This window comes from Alkalihalobacillus sp. AL-G (assembly GCF_030643805.1).
Classification (GTDB): domain Bacteria; phylum Bacillota; class Bacilli; order Bacillales; family Fictibacillaceae; genus Pseudalkalibacillus.
Genome location: NZ_CP094656.1, coordinates 2331291 through 2354562, shown reverse-complemented (window position 1 = coordinate 2354562; position 23272 = coordinate 2331291). Strand labels below are relative to the sequence as shown.

The 23272-nt window shown below is 42.3% G+C and carries 23 protein-coding genes, 1 other RNA gene and 1 pseudogene; 22 read left to right on the top strand and 3 right to left on the bottom strand.

Features of this window, described 5'->3' with window-relative positions; translation table 11 throughout:
* Window positions 1-590 precede the first annotated feature (590 nt).
* The 8 genes from MOJ78_RS12055 (at window position 591) to MOJ78_RS12020 (ending at window position 6861) form a co-directional block, all read left to right on the top strand.
* Window positions 591-1184 (top strand): recombinase family protein, encoded by a 594-nt coding sequence (locus MOJ78_RS12055; RefSeq protein ID WP_370529716.1) that lies wholly within the window; start codon window positions 591-593, stop codon window positions 1182-1184.
* A 998-nt stretch (window positions 1185-2182) separates the two neighbouring features.
* On the top strand, window positions 2183-2884 hold the full coding sequence (locus tag MOJ78_RS12050) for a GIY-YIG nuclease family protein (protein ID WP_304977586.1): 702 nt from the start codon (window positions 2183-2185) through the stop codon (window positions 2882-2884).
* A 122-nt stretch (window positions 2885-3006) separates the two neighbouring features.
* Window positions 3007-3228, top strand: coding sequence for a hypothetical protein (locus MOJ78_RS12045; RefSeq protein ID WP_304977585.1), 222 nt, complete (start codon window positions 3007-3009; stop codon window positions 3226-3228).
* Window positions 3229-3407: 179 nt separating this feature from the next.
* Entirely contained in the window at window positions 3408-3917 is a 510-nt protein-coding gene (locus MOJ78_RS12040) for a helix-turn-helix domain-containing protein (protein ID WP_304977584.1), read from the top strand.
* 1301 nt (window positions 3918-5218) lie between these two features.
* The gene (locus MOJ78_RS12035; RefSeq protein WP_304977583.1) at window positions 5219-5464 is read left to right on the top strand and encodes a hypothetical protein; all 246 of its coding nucleotides are present in this window, start codon (window positions 5219-5221) and stop codon (window positions 5462-5464) included.
* An 18-nt stretch (window positions 5465-5482) separates the two neighbouring features.
* Window positions 5483-5857 (top strand): hypothetical protein, encoded by a 375-nt coding sequence (locus MOJ78_RS12030; RefSeq protein ID WP_304977582.1) that lies wholly within the window; start codon window positions 5483-5485, stop codon window positions 5855-5857.
* A 51-nt stretch (window positions 5858-5908) separates the two neighbouring features.
* Window positions 5909-6655 (top strand): hypothetical protein, encoded by a 747-nt coding sequence (locus tag MOJ78_RS12025; protein ID WP_304977581.1) that lies wholly within the window; start codon window positions 5909-5911, stop codon window positions 6653-6655.
* On the top strand, window positions 6655-6861 hold the full coding sequence (locus tag MOJ78_RS12020; RefSeq protein WP_304977580.1) for a hypothetical protein: 207 nt from the start codon (window positions 6655-6657) through the stop codon (window positions 6859-6861). Before MOJ78_RS12025 ends, MOJ78_RS12020 begins: the two co-directional genes overlap by 1 nt.
* Before the next feature lie 743 nt (window positions 6862-7604).
* Here MOJ78_RS12020 and MOJ78_RS12015 read toward each other — a convergent pair.
* Both MOJ78_RS12015 and MOJ78_RS12010 read right to left on the bottom strand, forming a co-directional pair.
* Complete coding sequence (locus tag MOJ78_RS12015; protein WP_304977579.1) at window positions 7605-8507, bottom strand: DUF7687 domain-containing protein; 903 nt, start codon at window positions 8505-8507, stop codon at window positions 7605-7607.
* Window positions 8508-8510: 3 nt separating this feature from the next.
* On the bottom strand, window positions 8511-8735 hold the full coding sequence (locus MOJ78_RS12010; RefSeq protein ID WP_304977578.1) for a helix-turn-helix domain-containing protein: 225 nt from the start codon (window positions 8733-8735) through the stop codon (window positions 8511-8513).
* 105 nt (window positions 8736-8840) lie between these two features.
* On the opposite strand from MOJ78_RS12010, the gene MOJ78_RS12005 reads away from it, so the two are divergent.
* From MOJ78_RS12005 to MOJ78_RS11990, 4 genes and pseudogenes are all read left to right on the top strand, one after another.
* Complete coding sequence (locus MOJ78_RS12005) at window positions 8841-9725, top strand: DNA adenine methylase (protein WP_304977577.1); 885 nt, start codon at window positions 8841-8843, stop codon at window positions 9723-9725.
* 25 nt (window positions 9726-9750) lie between these two features.
* Window positions 9751-9897, top strand: coding sequence for a hypothetical protein (locus MOJ78_RS12000; protein ID WP_304977576.1), 147 nt, complete (start codon window positions 9751-9753; stop codon window positions 9895-9897).
* 131 nt (window positions 9898-10028) lie between these two features.
* Window positions 10029-10205, top strand: a complete 177-nt coding sequence (locus MOJ78_RS11995; RefSeq protein ID WP_304977575.1) for a hypothetical protein — start codon at window positions 10029-10031, stop codon at window positions 10203-10205.
* A 179-nt stretch (window positions 10206-10384) separates the two neighbouring features.
* Window positions 10385-12495, top strand: a pseudogene (locus tag MOJ78_RS11990) (thioredoxin domain-containing protein).
* A gap of 61 nt (window positions 12496-12556) precedes the next feature.
* On the opposite strand, the gene MOJ78_RS11985 reads toward MOJ78_RS11990, so the two are convergent.
* On the bottom strand, window positions 12557-13141 hold the full coding sequence (locus MOJ78_RS11985) for a peroxiredoxin (protein WP_304981246.1): 585 nt from the start codon (window positions 13139-13141) through the stop codon (window positions 12557-12559).
* Window positions 13142-13316: 175 nt separating this feature from the next.
* Here MOJ78_RS11985 and MOJ78_RS11980 point away from each other — a divergent pair, with 175 nt between their 5' ends.
* The 10 genes from MOJ78_RS11980 to MOJ78_RS11940 all read left to right on the top strand — a co-directional run bounded on the left by MOJ78_RS11980 (window position 13317) and on the right by MOJ78_RS11940 (window position 23231).
* Window positions 13317-15605, top strand: coding sequence for a DEAD/DEAH box helicase (locus tag MOJ78_RS11980; protein ID WP_304977574.1), 2289 nt, complete (start codon window positions 13317-13319; stop codon window positions 15603-15605).
* Window positions 15589-16836, top strand: a complete 1248-nt coding sequence (locus MOJ78_RS11975) for a ribonuclease H-like domain-containing protein (RefSeq protein ID WP_304977573.1) — start codon at window positions 15589-15591, stop codon at window positions 16834-16836. The genes MOJ78_RS11980 and MOJ78_RS11975 overlap by 17 nt, the downstream gene beginning before the upstream one ends.
* 362 nt (window positions 16837-17198) lie before the next feature.
* The gene (locus MOJ78_RS20955) at window positions 17199-17465 is read left to right on the top strand and encodes a CotD family spore coat protein (protein ID WP_370529715.1); all 267 of its coding nucleotides are present in this window, start codon (window positions 17199-17201) and stop codon (window positions 17463-17465) included.
* Between the two features lie 102 nt (window positions 17466-17567).
* Window positions 17568-18131, top strand: a complete 564-nt coding sequence (locus tag MOJ78_RS11970; RefSeq protein WP_304977572.1) for an SLOG family protein — start codon at window positions 17568-17570, stop codon at window positions 18129-18131.
* A gap of 88 nt (window positions 18132-18219) precedes the next feature.
* Entirely contained in the window at window positions 18220-18525 is a 306-nt protein-coding gene (gpsB, locus tag MOJ78_RS11965; RefSeq protein WP_304977571.1) for a cell division regulator GpsB, read from the top strand.
* A gap of 74 nt (window positions 18526-18599) precedes the next feature.
* Window positions 18600-19001: RNase P RNA component class B (gene rnpB, locus MOJ78_RS11960), an RNA gene on the top strand.
* A 216-nt stretch (window positions 19002-19217) separates the two neighbouring features.
* Window positions 19218-20369, top strand: a complete 1152-nt coding sequence (locus tag MOJ78_RS11955; RefSeq protein WP_304977570.1) for a THUMP domain-containing class I SAM-dependent RNA methyltransferase — start codon at window positions 19218-19220, stop codon at window positions 20367-20369.
* Window positions 20370-20587: 218 nt separating this feature from the next.
* Window positions 20588-20776, top strand: a complete 189-nt coding sequence (locus tag MOJ78_RS11950; RefSeq protein ID WP_304977569.1) for a hypothetical protein — start codon at window positions 20588-20590, stop codon at window positions 20774-20776.
* Window positions 20777-20981: 205 nt separating this feature from the next.
* The gene (locus MOJ78_RS11945) at window positions 20982-22508 is read left to right on the top strand and encodes a carboxypeptidase M32 (protein WP_304977568.1); all 1527 of its coding nucleotides are present in this window, start codon (window positions 20982-20984) and stop codon (window positions 22506-22508) included.
* A gap of 312 nt (window positions 22509-22820) precedes the next feature.
* On the top strand, window positions 22821-23231 hold the full coding sequence (locus tag MOJ78_RS11940; RefSeq protein ID WP_304977567.1) for a CoA-binding protein: 411 nt from the start codon (window positions 22821-22823) through the stop codon (window positions 23229-23231).
* The last annotated feature ends 41 nt before the right edge of the window (window positions 23232-23272 follow it).

The window sequence follows — 23272 nt, the reverse complement described above, 5'->3', positions numbered from 1 at the left end:
AAACGTTGTTATGACGGTGTGTAAAGGTTATTAACTTGACGAAAAGTGTAGTAATCGTATTTACGAAAGTTTACGCATGCTAACTTCGAGGGGTCCCGTGTAAGTAGGTTATGCGTCTATAAGTCGTTGCCTATGGCGTATTTACGAGTTAGTATGCGGAGGAGTTCGAACGTTCTCGAGGACATCGTCTATCGTGGTCGCTAACGTGAGACATCGCATATCAGCCACTTCGAAGGTCTGGGGCGAAGGGGTCTCCAAACTCACGGGGTTCGCATGACGCTATGCTTTTATAGCCATGTTCGCTACGTTGTACGTTTTCGACATTGTGCGTCCGTCTAAGTGTTCCAATCGTTCGCCTAACCGATAACCCTCGAAAGAAACTAGCTGCTCTCATACGAGCTCTCACGGTTAAAATCGTACAATATATACGAGGTTTTCGAGATACCCTCGGAGTCAAGTAGCAATAACTAAATCGGGTCCGCTCCGTATCAATAGGGTACACTCATTCGATACAAATGACCTTCCTTGATGCGACGGCGTTTATCGTGTATCATTTACATGTATCAAAAATTCATCGGAGGTTTTAACGAATGACTATGATATATGGATACGCCCGAGTAAGCTCTCGTGGACAAAACATCGAAACTCAAACGAACAAGCTCCGAGAGTACGGTTGCGACGTCGTTTACGAGGAAAAGGTGAGCGGTCGTTCCGCATCTAATCGGGAACAATTCACCGAGCTACTCGTCACCGTCGACCACGGAGACAAGATAGCCGTTACAAAACTCGATCGATTCGCACGTTCCACAAAAGACGCTCTAACAATTATCGACGACTTAAACGAAAAGGGAGTCGGTCTAGTCGTTCTCAACATGGGCGGAGACACCGTAGACACTTCGACTGCTATCGGTAAGTTAATGATAACGGTCCTTTCGGGCATCGCCGAGTTCGAGGCGGATATGATAAAGGAACGCCAACTCGAAGGTATTGCCGACGCAAAAGAACGAGGAGTCTACAAGGGTCGACCGAAAAAGTATACCGACAAACATAGCGGTCTAATTCACGCAATGGAGCTCGTAGCGAATCGAGATCATAACGGATACACGGTCGACAAGATATGCGAGATTACAAACGTAAGTAGGGCAACGCTTTATCGTGAGAGACGTCGTAAGTCCCACGTATAAACTAATCAACACTGGCGGACCTTCGAGGGTTCGTCTTTTTGTGTCTCCTATTAACCGAGTTACTATCGTTGTCGTATGTAAACACTTAATGTGAAAACGACACATATCACCCCGTTTTACATGTGAAAACGACACATATAAAAATCACCAAATCCGTTGGGAGAGTAAGTCGGAAGGGCATTTCGGGGTGGGAAGTCCTTTTATATCTTAGAGGACTTCGTCTCTCTCCCATCGCTACCGCTCGGGTCATCGCATATTTTATCTATATAGAACTTAGTTATAACGACCACGGATCACTTATCTATGCGGTTAATCCAAGGCGGTTAATGTACGAAGTAAGCACAACGGAGCCGCAGGCGGCGACGTGGCGATAGCCTAAAGGTCTAGCGTAATAACTAACGTCATATCGAGATACGAAAATAACCCCGCCGTATCCCTTTTCGAAATCTCCCCCAGCCTATACACTCGAGAGAAATCCCGTCATACCCTCGTTTTATATTCGACCTACGCACAATCGATAATCCCTAGCGTCTCACACACGTAATCTCTCGACCTTCTATGCGTATGTACATAACCGATTATCCCTCGATAAGTATTAGCGAAAGGTCCCGTTATATGGTCGATACGGTACGGGTAGGTAGGCGAGGTCCTCGGTCTCCAAACGAATAGAGAACGCAAGCTCTTACTTAATCGGCTCGGTTCGGAATCTATGCGAAGGGTATCGGGTAGAGCGAAGGAATCGATCGTCTCTCGTTCGTTGTGAGTATTCGTTCTCGAATCGAAGGAAGAAGTCGGAGAAGGAATCGAAAAGGACACAAGCGATTCTCGGACGTTGTATGACGTAATATGGCGTATCCCCCAACACCCCCGTACCCGCTTCCTACAACTTACCGTTACCGATTATCTAACGTATTTTTGAAAACGGGGTGTATGCTATGTTGTGATAAGATATAAGAACTAATGATAATTTCAAAGGTGAATAGACGGGAGGATAAACGTTGAGTAATGTTACACCGCTACTTCAATTATTGAAAAATGTTTCGACTTCAAGTAATATTTCTGAATTGATTTATTACATAGAACACGGTAAAGGTGGAGAGATTAAACATGCTACAAAGGGTTTAAAAAAGGCAGTTAAAATTAATCCTTTGGCGTGTCAAAAAGCAATCCCTAGATTAATGGAAAATTTAGCGAGTTCGGGACCACTTATTCGAAAACTTACTTTAGAAACTCTTAAGGAATTTGATATTAGCGACCAGCGTTTTGACCGACTTGTGTTTATAGCAGAAAACGATAAAAAAGAGGAAAATAGAAAACTTGCGGTAGAGTTACTAAAAAAATACGATAAAAATTTAGTCGAAAAACTCGACCCAATCAATATAAAGAAAAAGAAAAACGAAAACAAAAATAAAAAAGGGTATGTATATCTCATTCAAGAGGATTATTCCTATCGGTATAAAATAGGCAGAGCCAGAAGCCTCGATAATAGAATTCATTTATTCAAGGTGGATTTACCATTCAATATTGAGCTTATACACTATTTTTATTGTGAAAATTACGGTGAACTTGAATTAATGTTACATAAATATTTTGAAACAAAAAGAGTGAAAGGTGAATGGTTTGACCTCAATTCAAAAGACATTGAATGGATTAAAAACGGACCATATACACCCGAAATAAATAATTTAATATCACATTAAGAAAAATGGTCGATCGTTTAACAACGGTCGGCTTTTTGTCTGCGGCAAGGTTCTACTGGAATAAAGGATTATAGTTATATGAGACGAATTACTTATTTAAAATTACGATATAGGGAGGACGAATGGACTACGATAAAACCGAAAGAAAAATCGACTGGCTCGACGCAACGTGTACGATGTTAAGAATCGAAATGGAATGTAATTGGAAGAAATACGGAGCCGAACACCCTAAGACGCAAGAGTCCGAACGGCTACTCGGCATTTTACATCGTTACATAAGCAAACATCATAACAATTCCACGACCACGAACCCGACCCGATACGAATGGAACGATAACCCGTAAACAAATTCGATATCAGAAATTTATCCTCGAGGGGTTTCGTCATACTCCGACAACGGTTCGGGCGGTTCCTACTGAATGCGAACAAAAATTCGTATGTACTGAAAAACTGACCTCTCGTGCTTAAGATAGTAACGGGCGTTTATTAACGGTCCAAATCATACGAAAGGGAGGTCGACATCATGGAACACGAAAACAAAACGCTACCGAACGACAAGAAAACGCTACTCGATACAGGAGGCTACGAGATGCACAATCGAGCACTATCTCGAAAAGTATTCCCTCGTATTATACGAGAGTCGAACGAGGTCAACTCGGACAAGCGAAACAAACCGCAGATAAGGGACGTCGTAGCGTTCTATTATTTACTACTCGACCACGTAAGCGGCGAGCATACGCACAAGGACGGGAACCCGAATGATAGGTTCGGAGCTTGTTGGTTGTCGTATAGTTCGATAACCGAACTACTCCAAATCAACCGAGGACGGGTTAAAAGTCTCGCCGATATTCTCGAGGCAAACGGACTTATAACGAGAGAGAAGGTCGCTCGAGATATGAGGCAAACGGTTCTCTATTATCCGAGCTACGCATCGAGAGTCTCCGAGGACGGTTATATCGTGAACGAGGACGGGGAGAAGGTCGTTCCAGACCCTAAAATCTACAAACCTAAACCACGGAAAAAGGTCCGATAGTTTGCGGGGTAACACTCTCCTAGTATCACCGAGTAACACCCTCGTAGTATTACCGAGTAAAACGGTAAAGATAGCAACTGTATTAAAGCAATAGTATTATAACAACTTACGCAACGGACTAACGTCCTTGCGTTCCCGCATAGAGGATATAAGAGACTCTTAAAAGGTCGAAAGAATATGCGATTAAACTAAAAGAACGATAAAGGGAGGAGCGGCGGAATGCGGCTCTTTTTTCGTTCCGTCAATCCGTACACTCGTCAGCAAGTATTACGCTCGCTTATATCGGAATCACGCAAGACAACATCGACGACGTATACGCCGAGATAAACCTCTAAATCGAATATATGCGAGACCAAGCGACTCCACCGACGGGGGTCGCCTTTTTTACGTCTATACGGATATAGATACGCATATATGGTTCGAACGACCGCACACGAGCCCACACAAGCCGTTTTAACCGCATCCGAGTCCATACTCTACCCGACAAGACTTAGAATCACTTAGACGGGATGATCCTTATGGGTTCCTCATGACGACGACAATCTCAAAAAGTTTTTTAATGTTTTTTGTGTCCAATAAACTAACACTCGTGCTTAAGTATGTGAGGGGGAAACGCCGCCCACAAAAACGAATCGAATTGGTTTACTTACTTTCTTTCTAAAAAACTTTCGATTTTTTCATACTGATTCTGATTTTACGAGTGCTTACTTAAGTGAGACGATAAAACGCTCCATAACACAAAACAATATAAAAAAACGCAATTTGGGCGGCGGGTTCGTCGTTGTGTCCCGCTCCCTAGCTTATACGATTGCCAGATACGGTGTAGTCGACGGAGACGACGTCCTCCGAAAAGGCGTCGGAATGTCTACCATACCGAGAGGCGGTTCCGCTCTATCACTCGGAGCCGTCTCGAAATTGGGACCCTATCGGATGGGGTCCGAACTAAATAAACGCATTACGATGATATGCCTTTTTTCGAGGGTATGGCGGGCGAGTTTCCCTCCCTCTAGTGTCTCCCCGCCGTGCCTCCCTTCTTTAACAAAATAAAAAACATTGGACGGTAGGGGAACCCAAAAATGAAAGGAAGTGGTAGGACCTTTCTTCCTACTTCGTGGATTGCAAAACGTAAAGTTCTTTCCTAAACCTCGACCGTCCTAAATATCGAAATTGCGGGTTATTTACGACCCGCACACTCACTCACACGGGGACATCATAACGGGGCTCGAATAGGGTCCCTCCGCTTTATGCGGTCAACGTTCGAAATGAACACGATACCAGACGAAAAGGAGGCGATAGGAAACGTGATACGACAAAACCAACTGCATCTAATACGAACCGCCGTTCTCGACAAAACAATGAACGACGTAGCGAAAGACCTCGGAGTCAATCGAATGCGAGTAAAACGGTACGAGACGGGCGAGTCATACGCTCCGAGCGGTTATCTAAACGACTATGCGGCTCGATATGGAATCGGGTTCGAATCGTTAGAACCACTACGGGAGTTTGAAAAGGCTCTCGACAAGGTAAAACGCACACTATCGAACTAAACGAAAGGAGGCGACATTATGAAGAATGATAGAATCATACACGAGAAGAACATCGTCAAGATATCGTTAACCGTACACGAAGTCGACGAGGGGGACGCTTATGCCATCGGAGACGAGGTCTATTCGAAACGAATGGCGGTCGGGAGAGCTCTCCATCACGTCATACGAGACCTAGACAAGAACGTCGAATTATTAATGATACGGAGCCCGAATAAACTCATGTTCGGATACAAGGGCGTCAACGAAAAGCTCGGAGGAGCGGCGACTATGCCGAAAATGAATCTCGAAATCTATATGCGTCGGGTACACGGAACGAGCTCGAAAATGAGACGGGCTTTCATGTTAGCGACCGACGGAGTTACACGAAAGGAAAGCGTAATAGTAGACCTCTAAGAAGGTCCACACACTCAAATAAAACTACTAACCACAAGGAGAGGATTATCTATGTCTAAGAAACTAGAACAACTACACGGGGGCATCAGTTTTTCGAACACACTACGGGGAGAAATGACCGCATTCACGAGAGGAGCTCTCGACGATTTTAGAGCTCAAAAGCGAATCATCAACCAGAACCGAGAACTATCACTCGAGGGAAAACAAGCTCAAATCTCGAAACTACAAGCGACTTTCGAACGCAAGCTAATGGAGGACGCTCGAGGGTTCAAGACGGAATCCAATGCGAAACTAAAAGCGGCTATCGAAAGCGGCGAGAACTATCTCACGTCAGAGCTCCCGAAAGTCGACGACCAAAAGCGTAAGCTATTCGAACAAAAGGCGATGGAGCTCGAGGGGAAAGTCCTATTCGCAACCAACACGAAAGCGGCTACGGAGGCACTACAAGAGCTCGTAAACCTAACGGACGAACCCGCTCTCGCTCGGGACATAAAAGGCAAGGTACTCTCGTTATCCCAAAACGTCGTGAACGGTATCGAGAACGGATCAGAAAGGCTACAAACAAAGAACCAACTCGGACAACTCTATACGGACGTGGATAGTCGTTCACTCCCAGAGGGAGCCGACGAGGTTAAACAACGAATCGCAATCGCTCGACAACAACTCGAGACCCCGTTATATGGCGACCTCGAAAAGCGGGCACTAATGGAAATCTCGCCGCTTGCGTCTCACTACGTCAACGACCCCGAGGGATACTTCGAGAAATATAACGGCGGCGACGAAGGAGATTCGGAATAATGGGGACACAAGAACGGATAACCGACTTCGATGAGGAATATCGAAGACTAAAGAACCTCGATCGGGATGACGTTACCTCGGACGACTACGAAATGGCGAAATATATCGCTCGTAAATGTCGAAGACTCGAGTATGCAACTATAAAAACGGCAATAAAAATCGCTTTACGTCAAAATCAAGTTAAAGCGAGAGAGAAGACAAAGTAAGTCGAAACCCCTTAACCATGTGTATTTAACAACTCCCTTTAATAATAGAAGAACGGAAAAAGAGGCGGTTCCTATATGCGGAGCCGTCTTATTAAATTGAAGGCGGTTAATGGACCGTCCATTATTATAATCAAGGAGGTTTTTGAATATATGGGCAAACGTGGTCCAAAGACGAAATATCCACTTATCACGGTAAGGCACGGAGAGGACGGAGTAACCTTAGCGAAAATGTGTAGTTCATGTGAGGCTTATCGTACGATCGACGAATATCACAAAAACGCTAACGGGGCTCACGGGTTCGAAGTGTAAATACTGCTACGGTAAAAGACGAAAGAATCAATACCAGAGATACAACGAAATCAATTGAGGCTGCCAACGACGAACGCTTCAGATAAGTTCGATAAAGCTCAGCTTATAGAAAATCGATATTCGCATTACACGACATTAACTACGGGCAACAAGAACCTATTCCGCATTATCGACCCGTACCACGCTAATGCAATGCGACAAGACCAAATCCTCGACATTATCTCGAGTGTCGGGGGAGGACACGAAGGTCAACCTATCGTATTTCAGACGGTACTAGACGGACGAGTTATCGCAGAGGAGACGGTCGACGACATTACCGAGCTCCAAACGAGGAAGTCGAAGTATAAAGGTCGAGGACGGGGGAATCGTTAAACCTCCCATATGCAACAAAACTAAAAACGGGCGGAGTGTTATACTCCCCCGTAATTTTTTAATTACTTTACTTCTTTAACAACTTGATTATGCGGTTCCACCGTATCACTTTTTTTACCTTCTACAATTACTGATAATACATACTCCCATCTCAATAAAACTTCTTCTCCGAAAATAACTTCATCAACAAGACCTTTATGGAGCATATCAATAATTCTACATAGGTATGACTTACCCATGTTCCACCACGTATTGTAATCATCAATAAAATAGATATGATTTATATCATCTTTAGTAAACTCGGCAAGTTCATTTATTTCATGTCCGTCTAATTGAGTTTCATAAACGCCGTCCGCAATCCTACTTCCAAAAGTAGTAGTGTAATAATATTCTTTTATCTCCCAAATCGCCTTTGGATTGATAGTCTCGGGGAACGCACCGTCAAACCTTCTCGAGAGTATACCGCCGATATAATTATTTTCATCTTTTAAATATGTAAGCTGCCTCGGGTCGTCGTCAAAATAAATATCTTTACCGTAAACTAGCCCGTTTGCGTCCGCATATTTACGTAAGTATTTTTCGGTTAGAATGTTTATGATACAAGTAAAATAAGCATAATCCTTCTTTTCCCTCTTTTGCTTATTAAACGGAAGGCTACAAGTGAAATTTTGTTCTTGATAATAATTATGTAATCTCTTAAATGTGTACCGTGCCTTTTCTACGTCCATAAAGAAGTGTTTTATTTTATTGTTAAGAATATCAGCACGGAAATTGAGGTAATCCAGTACGTCTTTAACAATTTCATCATCAAGGTTAATATCTAGTTCATTCAACTTTTTAATGACATCATTTGACGTATAGGTTTTAACGTTTCCTCCTTTAGAGTATTTTAACTTTTCCGATATAAGTTGTGCGTATCCCCAAAACGCATTAGAACGGTTGAGAAATCTCGGATTCGGATGCAATTTTCATTCCCCCATTCTTTGAAAAACACAGGATATTTTTACGCCTAAAGCACGACATATTTTGGACATGTTCACTATTGATATATTGCGACTCCCCCGCTCTACATCACTTATGTAAGTTCTATGCAAGCCCGTTAGTTCAGCTAGTCCCTCTTGCGATATGCCTTTCTTTTTTCGAATATCCTTGACAATAGTTCCAAACTCTTGTTTAATGTTTAATTTATCCATATGTAAAGCCTATAATTTTGTAGACAATAAATCTACATACTATAAGTTACATTTTTAATGTGATATAATTTCCGATAGAGTAATAATATGAGGGGAAATGTTGTTATGCCAAACATCAAAAATAAAAAGTTACCACAATTACTAAAGTGGATTGGGAATAAACAAAGGTTTGCCGAAGAAATCGTCGATACAATGCCTAGAGAATTTAATTCATATTACGAGCCATTCTTGGGTAGCGGTGCGGTATTGGCAACCTTATGTGATAGAAAAAGAGATAAACTAATGCCAACACATAGTTTTGACAAGGCGGTGGGGTCCGATGTTATGACACCACTTATAGAAGTTTTTAAGTATGTAAAGGACGACCCTGAAACACTTATTAACCACTACAAGGAATGTATCGAAAATTTTAATGATAATAGGAAAGAAAATTATTTAAAAATACGTGATAGTTTTAATGAGAACCATAACGGATTAGACTTTGCGGTACTCACAAGAACATGCTATTCGGGGGTTATTCGTTTCAGAAAATCGGACGGTTATATGTCGACTCCGATTGGACCGCATAATCCAATTTCTCCCGCATCTTTTGCGGAACGGGTTAAGGAATGGCACGACTTATTACACGACGTAACGTTCTTAAATAACGATTTTAGAGAGACGATGTCGTTAGCTCGAGAAGGGGACGTTGTCTATTGCGACCCTCCCTATACGCATAGTCAAACGATACTTTACGGTTCACAATCGTTTAAGATAGAGGACTTATGGCAATCCATTTACGAATGTAAACAACGTGGTGCAAAGGTTATTTTATCGATTAACGGTCAGAAAAAGTCGAAGTCGGAGGATATAAGCGTCGAGATTCCCGATGGTTTATTTGAACGAGGAAAATACGTTAATTGTGGAGTCTCGATGATAAATCGACTACAACGTAGTGGAGCAGTTATGGAAAACGAAGATGTCCACGACCGACTACTACTTACGTGGTAAACGGACACAAGAGGAGGCTCGAACAATGAAAAAAGATAAACCAGTCGTTAAGGAATATGTTCACGAGGACACGGGTATTACGGTCCGAGAGGTTGGAGAACCGTCCCGAGAGGCTCTCGAAAATTACGTTAAGATAATGTTAGACCTAAAAGCGAAATACGATGTAGAATAATTCGATCGATAGCGTCTAGTTCCATACTAGGCGTATTTTTTTGCATTTTTGTATCGGAATAAAGACCTCCCGTGCTTAACGGAGTAAGGACGTGTTAATGCGGTCCAACACTTCGAGGGGAGCACGGTACAATGACGAAACAACTACGAGAGGACCTAAAACAAGAGCCCGTACGTGAGAAAGTTATCGTCGTGAACGGGGTCGAGATTATATCGCAAGCTCTTAACGAACCGAGCGAGGCGGCTATCACGAGTTTTAAACGGGCTTTTAAGGATTATATTCGAGACAAACGAATAAAAGCGGGATAACAAATATGCGGCAGCGACCAAGGAGGTCGGTGTCTTTTTTTGTGTATGTCAAGTGGTAAAATGTGTTACTCTAACGATGACGATAAGTCAACTTTCCTAGTCAAAAACCTATGCGGTTATGATACGCCGCTTATGCGAAGATGGAAAGAACTTAAATACTTTTTAAGGATGTGTTTTATATGAAAGAGTTCGTAGAAGGACACAAACCAAATAGATTGATAAATGAGAAATCACCCTATTTATTGCAACACGCTCACAACCCCGTTGACTGGTATCCGTGGGGAGTAGAGGCATTCAAAAAAGCTAAAGAAGAAGGTAAGCCTGTATTTGTATCTATCGGTTATAGCTAGTGGGACTAATATTGAATAATAAATAAAGGTTTCCTATGAGTACTTGCCATTGGTGCCATGTTATGCACAGGGAATCGTTCGCTGACGAAGAGGTTGCAGAGCTATTAAATGATCGTTTCGTATCCATCAAAGTCGATCGGGAAGAACGTCCAGATATTGACCATATTTATATGAAGGTCGTACAGGGTCTCACTGGTCAAGGTGGTTGGCCGCTGCATGTTTTTCTGACACCTAACCAAAAGCCATTTTACGGCGGGGTCTATTTTCCGAAAGAGGGCCGATATGGACAGCCTGGTTTCAAGGACGTCATTACACAGCTATATGATCAATACATAGAGAATCCTGAGAAAATCCAAAATATCGGTGATAAAATTACTAACTCGCTTCAGGAAAAAGTTCGAGCAGAGCAAGGTGAACAGCTAGAGGAAAAAGTGCTTCATCGATGCTACAACCAATTAAGTAGAACATTCGATACGATCTATGGTGGTTTCGGTCAGGCTCCTAAATTCCCGACGCCTCATTTACTAACGTTTTTACTAAAGTATCACAGGTGGACCGGGGAAAAGCAAGCCCTCAACTATGTGACAACAACGCTTGATTCGATGGCTAAAGGCGGGATCTATGACCATTTGGGAGGCGGATTTGCCCGTTATTCCGTTGATCAGGAATGGTTGGTACCGCATTTTGAAAAGATGCTGTATGATAATGCCCTGCTCGCCAATGCCTATATTGATGCTTTCACGGTCACGAAAAACGAGAGGTACAAAACGGTTGTACAGGAAATTTTTGAATATGTTGAGCGCGACATGACTGACCCTCTCGGTGGTTTTTATAGTGCAGAGGATGCCGACTCGGAAGGCATGGAAGGTAAGTTTTACGTTTGGAATCCTAAAGAGATCATTGTACATCTCGGTGAAAAAAAGGGTGATTTGTTCTGTCAGGTATACGATATAACGGAAAAAGGAAACTTTGAAGGGAACAACATACCGAACCTGATTCATGCAAGAGTTGAAAATATTGCAGAGGAAGAAGGACTATCTGTTGACGCGCTTCTAGTGAATATGGAGGAAGCGAAGCGACAGTTGTTTCAAATCCGTGACGAACGCATCCACCCACACAAAGACGATAAAATTCTGACCTCGTGGAACGGGTATATGATTGCCGCTCTCGCAAAGGCAGGGCGCGTTTTCAATAATGCTGATTACACTGTAATGGCTAAGCGGTCCTATCGATTTATCAATGAAAACATGGTGATTGAAGGTCGGTTACAGGCACGGTTCAGAGATGGTGAAACGGCATACAATGGTTACCTCGACGATTATGCGAACCTGCTATGGGCGTCCATTGAGCTATACGAAACAACATATGAACTTGACTATCTCGGGAAGGCAAAGCAGCTTACCGAGGAGATGATCGAATTGTTCTGGGACAAAGAAGGTGGTGGCTTTTACCTTTCTGGACATGATTCTGAGCAGCTCATCCTTCGACCAAAGGAACTATATGACGGTGCGACTCCCTCAGGGAATAGTGTTGCAGCCAACCAGCTATGGAGACTCGCCAAATTGACGGGAGAAACCCGTTTCGAGGAGCTTTTAAACAAGTTGTTCAACGTATTTTCAGGGGAAGTCTCTCACTATCCGAATGGCTCTGCCCACTTACTTGAAGCATTTTTGTTAACCCATTTAAAAGGTAAGGAAGTTGTGGTGTTGGGCTTATCCGAGGATCCGGAAGTCCAAACATTTTTAAAGAAACTTCACGAGCGTTTTTTACCAGAAGTTACGGTACTATCATCTAATTCTGGACTAAATCTCGCATCTTTAGCGTCCTTTGCAAATGAATACGAACAGATTGATGACAAACCAACTGTGTATTTTTGTGAAAATTTCCATTGTGAACGCCCAACCACAGACTTGGATTCCATATTAACAAAGCTTATATAGCCGATCTAATATAAAATACGGGGCTGACTTAAAATTAGTCAGCCCCGTTCTATAAATATTCTCACTCGCTCCCTATTCGATTTTGATCCCGTCGGATTCCCTCGTCACCCGGCTCCCAGTGGGCAGGGGTCGCTTTTTTATGTTGTCTTGAATAACGTATGGCCTGAACCAAACGTAATAATTCGTCTATATTCCGGCCGACATCATTCGGATATACCGTTTTACAGACAATAACCCCTTCCGGATCGATGACAACCGTAGCACGAAATGAAGCGCCTACTGAGCAATCCAGTACTTGATACGCTCTACTGATCAGTTGGTTTCGATCACTGACGACCGGAAACTTTACTTGCTTTAACTTTTTCGACGTTTCCAAATACACTTTGTGAGAATAGACACTATCGGTACTGATTGCTAGAACTTCTGTGTTCATCTTCTGCAAATCAGAATAAACAGCAGCGACCGCCGCAAGTTCAGTCGGTCAGACAAATGTAAAATCACTCGGGTAAAAGAAAAGCACGGTCCATTTTCCGAGGTAATCCTCCAACTTGATCGGTTTTATTTCGGAATCAATGACTGCAGCTGTTTGAAAGAGAGGAGCTGTATCACCGATCGTGGCACGAAATGTATCAGTACAGGTTATCATTTCTTCTACGGTTTTGAGAATATGTCGGTTGTGCATCAACGCTCACCTGTCCTTGCAGCTTTATTTTGCATTATATGTTTTTTATGAATTAGACGTGTAAGTAGAAAATCAGATAAAAAAAGGTTCCTTTACGAACGTTCATTCGCTAAAATGAAGGAGAATGGAGTGAACGGAAATGAAACTTCGAAAAAACCTAGCTGAACTTTTAAAAATCATGAATCAGGATGAGACGGTCGCAGCCAACATTGTCCACTGGAAGACACTGCCCGAAAAAGAAGGGCATGTAGTTGATCTTCCCGACCATGTTCATCCGAAAATAAAAGAGGCACTTGTTAGAAGAGGAATCACTTCTTTATATACTCACCAGCACACCGCATTGGGGACGGCAAAGGAAAGGAAAAACTTCGTTGCTGTTACACCGACGGCTTCAGGGAAAACGTTATGCTACAACTTACCTGTCTTACAAGAAATCGCAGAGAACAACTGCAGTCGTGCACTTTATCTTTTTCCGACAAAAGCACTCGCTCAGGATCAGAAAAGTGAGATGAATGAACTGATTGATGAAATCGGTATCGATATAAAGAGCTATACGTATGATGGAGACACCCCATCGAATATTCGTCAGGTCGTGCGGAAAGCAGGACATATCGTTATGACCAACCCAGATATGCTGCACTCGGCCATCTTACCTCACCATACAAAATGGGTGTCACTGTTCGAAAATCTTAAATTTATTGTCGTTGACGAGTTACATACGTATCGGGGGGTATTTGGCAGTCATGTTGCGAATGTCATCCGAAGGTTGAAACGAATTTGTAATTACTACGGAAGCAATCCTACATTCATTTGTACGTCCGCAACAATCTCAAACCCGAAAGAACTAGCCGAAAAATTAACCGGTGAGGATGTTCAGTTAATTGATAATAATGGGGCACCGGTCGGGAAAAAGCATTTTGTCTTTTATAATCCTCCTGTCGTGAATAAACCGTTGAATGTACGTCGTAGTTCAACGCTTGAATCGAAAAAACTCGCGTCTCTGTTTTTAGAAAATGCGGTTCAAACGATCGTTTTTGCCAGAAGCAGAGTACGAGTCGAGATTCTTCTGACCTACCTGCAAGGATTGATTCAACGAAAAATCGGCAATAAATCGATCCGCGGGTATAGAGGTGGTTATTTACCGAAGGAGCGCAGGGAAATTGAACAAGGATTACGGAACGGGGATATTATTGGTGTTGTTAGCACAAATGCACTTGAGCTTGGTGTAGACATCGGCCAGCTACAGGTGTGTATCATGAATGGTTATCCCGGCTCGATTGCAAGCACGTGGCAGCAAGGCGGAAGAGCAGGGAGACGACAGGATGAATCTGTCGTTATCCTTGTGGCAAGTTCATCGCCATTGGACCAATACATCATTCAAAACCCAGACTATTTCTTTAACCGCAACCCAGAAACCGCACGGATCAATCCGGATAATTTGATCATACTCGTCGATCACCTGAAATGCGCAGCCTATGAACTGCCCTTCCGAAAAGAGGAAAGGTTCGATGGCGTCGATATCGATGAGATTTTATTTTACTTGGCTGAAGAGCAGGTCCTTCACCGACAGGGCGATCGTTGGTTTTGGATGAACGATTCCTTTCCTGCTCATGACATCAGTTTACGTTCAGCATCTCAGGAAAATGTAGTGATCATTGACCAAACCGATGTCGCAAATGTCCGTGTAATTGGCGAAATGGATCGGTTCAGTTCGATGACACTGCTCCATGAGGAAGCGATTTATTTACATCAAGGAACACAGTATCAGGTTGAAAAGTTGGACTATGAAGAGAAGAAAGCCTTTGTTCGTGAAGTTGATGTGGATTACTATACGGATGCCAATCTGGCTGTTTCTTTAAAGGTTTTAGAGGAGGACAAGCATCAAACATATCTGAATGGAACGGTCGCCTATGGAGATGTAACCGTCAATGCGATGGCGACGATTTTCAAAAAAATCAAATTCGGCACCCATGAAAACATCGGGTCAGGTCCGATCTCATTGCCGGAAGAAGAGCTTCATACATCAGCTGCGTGGATCAGTTTTTCAGAAGAAGTAACAGAAGGCCTGTCCGAGCAAGAATTAGAGGAGAGCTTGATCGGGATTGCGAATGTGATGCGGCACGTCGCCCCGCTTTTCGTCATGTGCGATGTGAGCGACTTGCATGTCGTTCCACAGGTGAAAGCTTCCCATTCACAGAAGCCGACACTCTTTTTCTATGACCGCTATCCTGGAGGAATTGGTCTGAGTGAATACGTTTATGAGCATATCGATGAGATCCTCGGTGAGGCAGAGCAGGTAATTGGGAAGTGCCCATGTGAAAAAGGGTGTCCATCCTGTGTCGGAATCGAGGTTCAGGAATCGAACGTGAAAGTAACTGGGCTTTCATTTATTCAGAAAAGGAGGACCTATCATGTCTCTCCAAAATAAACTCAATCGATTCAAAAAGGACATTACGAGGACAGGGGCAGAAAAAGGAGATTCCGCTGCGATAGCAAAAAAGCCTGAATTACTTAATCGTGATGCTGAGAAATGGAGTAAGTTTGATGTTCGGTCTCTTTCGTTTGAAGAAGAAAGCTGTATGCTTCGTGAAAAAAGGTTTGCTTCAGATACGAAGCTGGGACACTACACGATTCAAGATTATAAGATCGTGATTGAGAAGTGGAATGAACGGCAGGATCGACATCCGCTTTCTGCGAATCAACGTACGCCAGAGGATTTGTTGTTCTTTGACACAGAAACAACAGGGCTCGGAAGTGGGGCTGGGAATACGATCTTTCTACTTGGTATGGCACGTGTACTAGGCGAGGGGATTCAGGTTCGTCAATACTTTCTGCCTAGTCCAGGTAATGAAGTCGCACTATACCACCACTTTTTAAGTGATGTAAAGGAAATGAAGAATCTCGTTACGTATAACGGGAAAGCGTTCGATTGGCCACAAGTCAAAACACGACATACCTTTGTACGAGACGCTGTTCCGAAACTGCCGCCGTTCGGACATTTCGATCTGTTACATGGTTCGCGTCGAGTTTGGAAAAAGTCGTATGAATCACTCCGGCTATCTGTTGTGGAAAAAGAACTGCTGAATATCGAACGGAAAGAAGATACTCCAGGTTATTTGGCACCGATGCTCTATTTTGAATTTTTAAGGGAAAAGGATCCTAGCATCTTAAAAGGCGTCTTTACCCATAACGAGCTGGATGTGTTAACGTTAATTTCACTTTATACGCATCTGTCGAACATTTTATTGGATATTGGTAATACACATCTCACTTCAAAAGAGGAATTTGAAGTGGCAAGATGGTTTGAAGCGGTTGGTGATGTGGACGAGGCGAAAAGAAGGTACAAAGCACTAACGAAATCAACGCGGCCAACCGAGGCGATGAAGGCATTAGCCCTTCTTTATAGGAAGGAAAAAGAGTATGACCGCGCAGTCGCCTTATGGGAAGCTACCCTCGAACAAACCAAAGATGTATCTACGTATATTGAACTATCGAAAGCCTATGAGCATCGTTACAAGGACCTGACTAAAGCGTTATACTTTGCAGAACAAGGATACCAGCAATGGAAGGAAACAAGTCGGATTTCAAGAGGAAAAGAGCAACGTGAACGAGTTGACTTTATCAAACGGATCGAAAGACTGGAGCATAAGATTATATAGGAGAATAGGGAAATGATAGAATAGTCAGAAAATATTGCCCGGGCAAGCGCAAAAAGTGATGTTTTTCGCCTTTATACTGCGGTTTTCTCAACCTTTTTATTCCAATTAAAATAAAAGATTGAAAAAAATGTCGAATCCCCCTAAAATAGTCAATGGAAATGAGATTTAAGTAGGGGGAAATAACGTGCGAAACGTCCTGGTTGTTCTGTTCTTTTTAATGATCGGGTTAACGATTTACTTTATGAATGTAGGTGCTTGACCATTTTACAATAAAAGAAGGCGAATGTCATAGACAAGTCTCACAGGACTCTCATACATTAATACGAAAGTAAAAAACAATACAAAAAAGGAGAATCCGTGGGATGTATTGTAAAAAACCTCAAATGATGTGCCCTGTGGTGCATCAACCTAAGAAGTGTGTCAAGCATTTTTATCATCACAAGATAGTTCCTCATGTTCACCCAGTAATTGAGGAGCACGTTCATCACAATATTTATGAACACAAGCATTCGCAGCCAGTCAGCAAGAAGCAATGCTGTACGACAAAGCATCAACATTCAATGTGCCCACCAAGACCGAAATGCGGTTGTTCTTCGCATCATGGCGGTCATGGCCCTTCGTGGTTTTAAATACCATTGAGCTGACTCGAAACCGGGTCAGCTCTTTTTATTTTTCTCGTAATGATATGGTAAACTAGAAAAGAGTAATATAAAAACAGAAGGAGACCTTTTATGCTTAAGGTAATGGCGGTAAGTGGGTATAAAGCCCATGAACTTGGCATTTTTTCAAACAAACACGAAGCAGTTCCATACATAAAAGGTGTAATGAAAAGACGATTAATTGCGCTAATTGAAGAAGGGCTTGAATGGGTGGTTATCGGTGGTCAGCTTGGAGTTGAACTCTGGACCGGGGAGATCGTGAACGAATTGAAGGCTTACTATCCGGAAATAAAGCTTGCTATCCTTACTCCATTCCAGGATCAGGAAACACGGTGGAAGGAACCGTCACAGGAATATTATCATGAAGTCCTTTCGAAAGCTGACTTTGTAGATAGTGTTTCAAAACGACCATATGAATCCCCTAGGCAGCTACAGGCGCACAACCAATTCATTATCGAAAAAACAGACGGACTTCTTTTGTTCTATGACAGTGAACAACAAGGCTCTCCCGAGTATTATTTACAATCGGCACTCAAATATCATGAGGCAGGTAACGAATATCCTATACTGTCGATTTCATTTTTTGACGTGAATGATTACATCGAGGAAGCAAATCAATCCGATTGGACAACATAAGAAAACAGATGAATATTTTTTTAATATTGGTATAATGTTGGATAGAACGTATTTTTAAAGGATGAATTTTGCGGGGTGACGGTATATTATGGATATGAAAAAACTACGTTTGAATGCAAAGGAAATACTGGAAAAGGATTTTAAGACGGGTTTTCGCGGCTACGATCAGGATGAAGTCGATCAATTCTTAGACGTTGTCATTAAGGATTATGAACAATTTCATAAGGAAATCGATCGGTTGAATGAAGAGAATGTCAAACTGAAAAAAGAGGTTCAGCGCTCAGGTGAACAATCCAAGTCACAAACGAACTCACCTGGTATTACAAACTACGATATTTTAAAACGCTTATCTAATTTAGAAAAGCATGTGTTCGGCAGCAAGCTATACGATTGATTTTGGGTTAATTTAACATTGAAACTGTTTATAGGATTCGTTATAATAGACTATGCGTCAACAAAAGGTCATATACGTTTGGGTAATCGCTGTACCCACTTTATAAGTGTGGTATAGAGGAAAGTCCATGCTCGCACAGTCTGTGATGATTGTAGTGTTCGCGCCTAGTGAATTCATAAGCTAGGGTAGTCTGGTCTCGACTGGGCTAACGGCAGGGAAAGCACCTACGTCTTCGGATATGGTGTTAATACTTTGAAAGTGCCACAGTGACGAAGTCCTGCAGGAAACTGTCGGAGTGGAACGAGGTAAACCCCGCGAGCGAGAAACCCAAACTATGGTAGGGGAGTCTTCTTGGAGGAAATGAACGAAGAGAAGGTCAGGTGTGTGAGAAACACCTGAAGATAGATGATTGCCACCTTCGTACGAGAAGCAGGTCGCTTCGCTTGAGTACAAGGAACAGAACATGGCTTACAAAACGTATATGACCGAAAGCCCAACTCAAACGGGCTTTTTTTATTTGTCTAAAAAAACATTTTCCTGTCATCAAGGGACATTGAAAACAGAAAATCGTCAGAAAGCCACTAAACTGTCCTCATCGATCATATACCGCTTTTTCTAATCATTTGGACACAATACGAACATCCTCTATAATAGGGATACATCAGTATACATACAGTTAGGAGCTATTAATTATGAAACCGATTACCCTGATTGCAACAGCAGCAATGGGACTTGAATCCATTGTTGCAAATGAAGTACGCCGACTCGGATACGAAAAGGTAACAGTCGAAAACGGAAAAATTATAGTTGAGGCAGACGAAACAGCTATTCCTAGGTTAAATCTTTGGTTACGTACAGCCGACCGGATCAAATTGAAAATCGGAGACTTTAAGGCACTATCATTTGAAGAACTTTTTGAAAAAACGAAAGCTCTTCCATGGGGTGATTTTTTGCCTGAGGATGCGGAGTTTCCCGTTATCGGAAGATCCGTCAAATCGAAGCTTTTCAGTGTTTCCGATTGTCAGGCGATTGTGAAAAAAGCAATCGTTGAAAAAATGAAGGAATCCTATAACGTCGAGGGCTGGTTGCCTGAATCAGGTGCTTTTTACCGTGTCGAGGTCGCGCTTCATAAGGATATTGCAACGCTAACCATCGATACGAGCGGTGAAGGACTCCATAAACGAGGCTATCGATATCTTCATAACGAAGCGCCGCTCAAGGAAACACTTGCGGCAGCCCTGATCCAGCTCACAAATTGGAAGGCTGATCGTCCATTCCTTGATCCGTTTTGTGGTTCAGGTACAATACCGATAGAAGCTGCGATGATCGCAAAAAACATCGCGCCTGGACTTAACAGAGAGTTCGCTTCAGAAAACTGGTCTTGGCTTGATAAAAAACTGTGGTATTCAGCAGTAGAAGAGGCACATGATCTTGCTAAATTCGATTTGCCAGTAGACATTCTAGGTACAGATATTGACCATAAAATGATTGAGTTGTCCGAGAACAACGCGGTAGAAGCAGGCCTTGAGGATGCACTCCGATTTAAACAGATGCAAGTGAAAGATTTTACCTCAAAGTCTCAATACGGGTACGCAATTGGAAATCCACCATATGGTGAACGTTTAAATGAACGTGATTATGTCGAACGTCTTTACCGTGAAATTGGTGAAGTCTTTCGAGCAAACGACACGTGGTCTCTTTACATTTTAACGTCTCATGAAAAGTTCGAATCGTTATATGGTAAACCCGCATCTAAGAAACGAAAGCTCTATAATGGCGATCTGAAATGCCATTACTATCAATACTTTGGAAAGAAACCACCTCGACAACACGTAAACGTTTAAAGAAAACTTAGCTCAGCCAAACCATAGTGCTGGTTGAGCCTTATGCATCTAAGGTATGACAAAAGGCTTTCCTATTGTGCCCTTTCATTTACTTGGTACGTAAACTTTTCTACTACATCAATTTGCATCTAGTTGAAAAGTTATACTACGTTATGTGTAAAAAGCGTATCTCCCGCCTATACTAGTTCTGTCCAGAACAGTAAAGGTGGGGAATTCAAATGTATGAACGTTATAAAGAGATTGGAAGCATATATCAAACGCTTACCCGACTTGAACAGATGACAGCTGAAAAAGAATGCTATTCACAAACTTGTGAATTGATTCGACATCAGCTACAGAAGGCGATCGCTTACGAGACAGGACTTGATGTCAGTATGAGCCAGTACTCTTCGTTTTACCCTCGATAGTAATCATTTAATTAAGGACTGTTCGTCACGGTATTCTATCAATTGCCGTGCGAATGGTTCTTTTTTGTTCAATCTGTCCCTCTGATACCTTCGTGCAAATTAAATTAATCTATGAACAGGAATTTATGCCTCATCCGTCAAATATGTATGGTGGGGCTTTTTTAAGTAAATGCGAATACTTGATACGTAAAAGGGGATGAATAGATTGACAAACACGACTCTAAACAAAACCGAGCAAAATTTTAAAGAGCTTTCTCAAAAAATAACGAGCTACAACGAAGCGATCGGACTGATGTTCTGGGATTTAAGAACAGGTGCTCCGAAAAAGGGTGTGGAACAACGCTCAGAGGTGATTGGCACACTTTCCTCAGAAGTGTTTAAACTTTCGACATCAAAGGAAATGAAGGAGTGTCTCGATACGTTAAGTGACAACTCGCTTCACCCAGACCTATCACCGATCACGAAAAAAGCGGTAGAAGAAGCGAAAAAGGAATACGAACGGAATGAAAAAATTCCTGAGGCAGAGTATAAGGAATTTGTCATTCTTCAATCGAAAGCTGAAAATGTTTGGGAAGATGCCAAAGCGAAAGCAGACTTTTCGATCCTTCAACCGTACCTTGAAAGACTGGTCGATTTTAAAAAGAAATTTGTAGGGTATTGGGGCTATGAAGAGCACCCGTATAACACATTGTTAGATTTGTATGAACCAGGTGTGACCGTTGATACGATCGATCGCGTTTTCGGGCAACTGAGAGAGGCGATTGTTCCGCTTTTACAGGATGTGGTCGATGCAAAGGATAAGCCTGACACATCATTTTTGTTTGAGTCCTTTCCTGCAAATAAACAAAAGGATTTCAGTCTCCATGTTTTACAACAAATGGGTTACGACTTCAAAGCAGGTCGCTTGGACGAAACAGCGCATCCATTTGCAATCGGATTGAATCCTGGAGACGTACGTGTGACCACCAAATACGATGAAAAAGATTTCCGAACGGCTGTATTCGGTACGATACACGAAGGTGGTCATGCCTTATATGAACAAAACATTGATTCCAGCCTAGTCGGCACACCTCTTTGTACAGGGACATCGATGGGTATCCATGAATCACAATCTCTTTTCTGGGAAAACTTCGTAGGTCGCAATGAGCATTTCTGGAAACACAACTACGAAACCTTTAAGTCCTATACGAATGGTCAATTTGATCAAGTAGCGATTGATGACTATTACCGTGCGATCAACGTGGCCGGACCATCACTTATTCGAATTGAAGCCGATGAAATGACGTATCCGCTTCACATCATCCTCCGCTATGAAATCGAAAAAGGTTTGTTCAGCGATCAATTGCAGGTAAAAGACTTACCAGAGGTTTGGAATGACAAAATGCAAGAATATCTTGGCATTCGACCGAAGCACGACGGAGAAGGCGTTCTACAAGACGTTCATTGGTCAGGCGGAGACTTTGGCTACTTCCCTTCCTATGCACTCGGTTATATTTATGCAGCACAACTAAAGGAAGCAATGCTGAAGGATCTTCCCGATTTTAATGAGAAGTTAGCGGGAGGAAACTTGCTGCCCATAAAAGAGTGGTTAACCGAAAAGGTCCATAAGCACGGTAAAACAAAGCAACCGATTGAAATCATTAAAGATGTAACAGGTGAAGGCTTAAACGCCAAATACTTGATCAATTACTTGAATACTAAATATCGTAATGTGTATCAAATCAGAGCTTGATTTTCATCATGATTTCATCTTTCTCTTCATCTGTAAAAACAGATATGAAATGAAAGAGCATCGTGCAATAGAAGATTTTTTTCTTAATACGGTTTGACATGTTTTCGTCCTCCTATTTCCTTATGGCAAAACTTTTTACTACTAACAATATATGTCGCTAAATCTTTAATGGAGACAGGATTTGAACAAGTTTTCGATATAAATAATGTCATTCACATTGAATCTATCCAAAAGGAATAAAATGCTATGGCGCGAATGTTTGAAATCACAACTTTTGTGTAATGGTAATATAAAAAACAAGGAGATGGTCGTATGGCATATCAAAATCCCGATAAAAGTACCATCAAAGAAATTCTTCAGACGAAGAAGCGGATTGCTGTTGTTGGACTTTCGGACCGACCTGAGCGAACCTCGTATCAAGTTTCTCAATACATGCAAAACAACGGGTATGAAATTATTCCAGTAAACCCGTCGGTGAGCGAAGTTCTTGGCGAAAAAGCATACAAGTCGCTGCAGGACATCGATGGGAAAATTGATATTGTCAATGTGTTCAGACGAAGTGAACATTTACCGGAAGTAGCAAAAGAGACACGCAAAGTTGGAGCAGATGTCTTCTGGGCTCAGCTTGGACTTAAGAACGATGAAGCTGCAGAAATTTTGCAGGATTCCGATACGACTGTAGTCATGGATCGTTGTATAAAAGTTGATCACGCGTCGATGTAACGAAGGTGAACCACTCTGTGCAGGGTGGTTCATTCTGCTTT

Coding starts and splice junctions, on each gene's coding strand:
- MOJ78_RS12055 (WP_370529716.1), top strand. CDS start 591: ATGACTATGATATATGGATACGCCCGAGTAAGCTCTCGTGGACAAAAC.
- MOJ78_RS12025 (WP_304977581.1), top strand. CDS start 5,909: ATGTCTAAGAAACTAGAACAACTACACGGGGGCATCAGTTTTTCGAAC.
- MOJ78_RS12040 (WP_304977584.1), top strand. CDS start 3,408: ATGGAACACGAAAACAAAACGCTACCGAACGACAAGAAAACGCTACTC.
- MOJ78_RS11970 (WP_304977572.1), top strand. CDS start 17,568: ATGCTTAAGGTAATGGCGGTAAGTGGGTATAAAGCCCATGAACTTGGC.
- MOJ78_RS12020 (WP_304977580.1), top strand. CDS start 6,655: ATGGGGACACAAGAACGGATAACCGACTTCGATGAGGAATATCGAAGA.
- MOJ78_RS11995 (WP_304977575.1), top strand. CDS start 10,029: ATGACGAAACAACTACGAGAGGACCTAAAACAAGAGCCCGTACGTGAG.
- MOJ78_RS11940 (WP_304977567.1), top strand. CDS start 22,821: ATGGCATATCAAAATCCCGATAAAAGTACCATCAAAGAAATTCTTCAG.
- MOJ78_RS20955 (WP_370529715.1), top strand. CDS start 17,199: ATGTATTGTAAAAAACCTCAAATGATGTGCCCTGTGGTGCATCAACCT.
- MOJ78_RS11975 (WP_304977573.1), top strand. CDS start 15,589: ATGTCTCTCCAAAATAAACTCAATCGATTCAAAAAGGACATTACGAGG.
- MOJ78_RS11955 (WP_304977570.1), top strand. CDS start 19,218: ATGAAACCGATTACCCTGATTGCAACAGCAGCAATGGGACTTGAATCC.
- MOJ78_RS11950 (WP_304977569.1), top strand. CDS start 20,588: ATGTATGAACGTTATAAAGAGATTGGAAGCATATATCAAACGCTTACC.
- MOJ78_RS12000 (WP_304977576.1), top strand. CDS start 9,751: ATGAAAAAAGATAAACCAGTCGTTAAGGAATATGTTCACGAGGACACG.
- MOJ78_RS12010 (WP_304977578.1), bottom strand. CDS start 8,735: ATGGATAAATTAAACATTAAACAAGAGTTTGGAACTATTGTCAAGGAT.
- MOJ78_RS12030 (WP_304977582.1), top strand. CDS start 5,483: ATGAAGAATGATAGAATCATACACGAGAAGAACATCGTCAAGATATCG.
- MOJ78_RS12045 (WP_304977585.1), top strand. CDS start 3,007: ATGGACTACGATAAAACCGAAAGAAAAATCGACTGGCTCGACGCAACG.
- MOJ78_RS12005 (WP_304977577.1), top strand. CDS start 8,841: ATGCCAAACATCAAAAATAAAAAGTTACCACAATTACTAAAGTGGATT.
- MOJ78_RS11980 (WP_304977574.1), top strand. CDS start 13,317: ATGAAACTTCGAAAAAACCTAGCTGAACTTTTAAAAATCATGAATCAG.
- gpsB (WP_304977571.1), top strand. CDS start 18,220: ATGGATATGAAAAAACTACGTTTGAATGCAAAGGAAATACTGGAAAAG.